Source organism: Rhizobium sp. P2_G2 (assembly GCF_056403555.1).
In genome coordinates this window covers 1-2479 of the sequence record NZ_JBFUFF010000238.1, presented here as the reverse complement: position 1 = coordinate 2479, position 2479 = coordinate 1, and the positions used below count along the sequence as shown (strand labels likewise).

At 62.6% G+C, this 2479-nt stretch carries 1 protein-coding gene; it reads right to left on the bottom strand.

Annotated features, from left to right (window positions below; genetic code table 11):
- Window positions 1–263 precede the first annotated feature (263 nt).
- Entirely contained in the window at window positions 264–2456 is a 2193-nt protein-coding gene (gene katG, locus AC1D06_RS42380) for a catalase/peroxidase HPI (protein ID WP_477991540.1), read from the bottom strand.
- Window positions 2457–2479 lie beyond the last annotated feature (23 nt).

The following is a 2479-nucleotide window of genomic DNA, read 5'->3' as shown; positions in this document are numbered from 1 at the left end:
TTGCTGGGCAGCGTCATGTCGATATAGGGGGAATAGTATTTGCTCAAAATTGCCTCCTCCTCGATGCGCGACAGGCCACCCGCATTCAAGCGCTGAACACGCGATGGCACGGGAAACTAGTTCGATGGCGTGTCACCAGCAAGGCAGCCTTTCGTCTACATTCCCCGGGAGAAAGCGGGCGCCTCCCACGATGCCCTGCGCCTCATAAGAAAGGCCCGCGGCAATGTCTGCCGCGGGCTCTAATTCTCAGAAATGACCGTCGATCAGGCCAGGTCGTAGCGATCCGCGTTCATCACCTTGTTCCAGGCCTTGACGAAATCGGCGACGAACTTGGCGCCGGTGTCGGACTGGCCGTAGACTTCGGCGAGCGCCCTGAGCTGCGAGTTCGAGCCGAAGACGAGGTCGACACGGGTCGCGGTCCACTTCGTTTCGCCCGTCTTGCGGTCACGGCCTTCGAACAGGTTCTTCGAACCGTCAGCAGCCTTCCACTCCGTCGCCATATCCAGCAGGTTGACGAAGAAGTCGTTGGTCAGCGCACCCGGACGCGTGGTGAACACGCCGTTCTGCGAACCGTCGGCATTGGCGCCGAGTGCACGCAGGCCGCCGACGAGCACGGTCATTTCCGGCGCCGTCAGCGTCAGCAACTGGGCCTTGTCGACCAGCAGCTCTTCGGCCGAGATCGAATAATTGCCCTTGAGGTAGTTGCGGAAACCATCGGCGATCGGCTCGAGCACGTCGAAAGACTCGACATCCGTCTGCTCCTGCGACGCGTCCATGCGGCCCGGCGTGAACGCAACTTCGAGGGCGTTGCCGCCATCGGCTGCCGCCTTTTCGACCGCAGCGGCACCGCCAAGAACGATCAGGTCGGCCAGCGACACCTTCTTGCCGCCGCTCTGGGCGTCATTGAAGGCCTTCTGGATGCCTTCGAGCTTTTCGAGCACGCCGGCCAGTTGAGCCGGCTGGTTGACCGCCCAATCCTTCTGCGGCTCAAGGCGTACGCGCGCACCATTGGCGCCACCGCGCATGTCGGAACCACGGAAGGTCGAAGCGGAGGCCCAGGCGGTCGAGACCAATTGCGACACCGTCAGGCCCGAGGCAAGGATCTTCGCCTTGAGATCGGCAACATCCTTCGCGTCGACCAGCGGGTGATTGACGGCCGGGATCGGGTCCTGCCAGATCAGTTCTTCAGCCGGAACGTCCGGGCCGAGATAGCGCGGGCGCGGGCCCATGTCGCGATGGGTCAGCTTGAACCAGGCGCGCGCGAAGGCATCGGCGAAGGCATCCGGATTTTCGAAGAAATTCCGCGAGATCTTCTCGTAAGCCGGGTCGAAACGCAGTGCCAGATCGCTGGTCAGCATCGTCGGGGCATGACGCTTGGACTTGTCATGCGCGTCCGGAATGGTGTTGGCGCCGGCGCCGTTTTTCGGCGTCCATTGATGCGCACCGGCCGGGCTCTTCGTCAGTTCCCAGTCATAGCCGAATAGGTTCCAGAAGAAGTTGTTGCTCCACTTGGTCGGCGTCGAGGTCCAGGTGACTTCGAGGCCGCTCGAAATCGTGTCGCCGCCCTTGCCGCTGCCATAGCTGGAAATCCAGCCAAAGCCCTGGGCTTCGATGTCGCCACCTTCCGGCTCAACGCCAACATGGGTGGCGGGACCCGCACCATGCGTCTTGCCGAAGGTGTGGCCGCCGGCGATCAGCGCCACGGTCTCTTCGTCGTTCATTGCCATGCGGGCAAAGGTTTCGCGAATGTCGCGCGCCGAGGCGAGCGGGTCGGGATTGCCGTTCGGGCCTTCCGGGTTGACGTAGATCAGGCCCATCTGCACGGCGGCGAGCGGGTTTTCGAGATCACGATCACCGGAATAACGCTTGTCTTCGAGCCAGACGTCTTCCTTGCCCCAGTAGACATCTTCGTCCGGCTCCCAGACATCCGGGCGACCGCCGGCGAAACCGAAGGTCTTGAAGCCCATCGATTCCAGCGCCACGTTGCCGGTAAGGATCATGAGGTCGGCCCAGGAGATCCGGTTGCCGTATTTCTGCTTGATCGGCCAGAGCAGGCGGCGGGCCTTGTCGAGATTGACATTGTCCGGCCAGCTGTTGAGCGGCGCGAACCGCTGCTGGCCCGCACCCGCGCCGCCGCGGCCATCGGCCGTGCGATAGGTTCCGGCGCTGTGCCAGGCCATGCGGATGAAGAACGGGCCGTAGTGACCGAAGTCGGCCGGCCACCATTCCTGCGAATCCGTCATCAGCGCCTGCAGGTCCGTCTTCAGGCCCGCGAGGTCAAGCTTCTTGAACTCTTCGGCATAATCAAATCCAGTACCCATCGGGTCCGACTTGGCGGAATGCTGGTGCAGCAGCTTGAGGTTCAGCTGGTTCGGCCACCAGTCGCGGTTCGACCTTGTGCTGGTCGACGTATGCGCGACTGGACACTTGCCGGCGTTCTCGACTTTGGCGTCCATGTTTCTCTCCCTTAGGGTTGCTT

What these genes read in the sequence shown, in the direction of transcription:
- katG (WP_477991540.1), bottom strand. Translation starts at nt 2,456, where the DNA reads ATGGACGCCAAAGTCGAGAACGCCGGCAAGTGTCCAGTCGCGCATACG.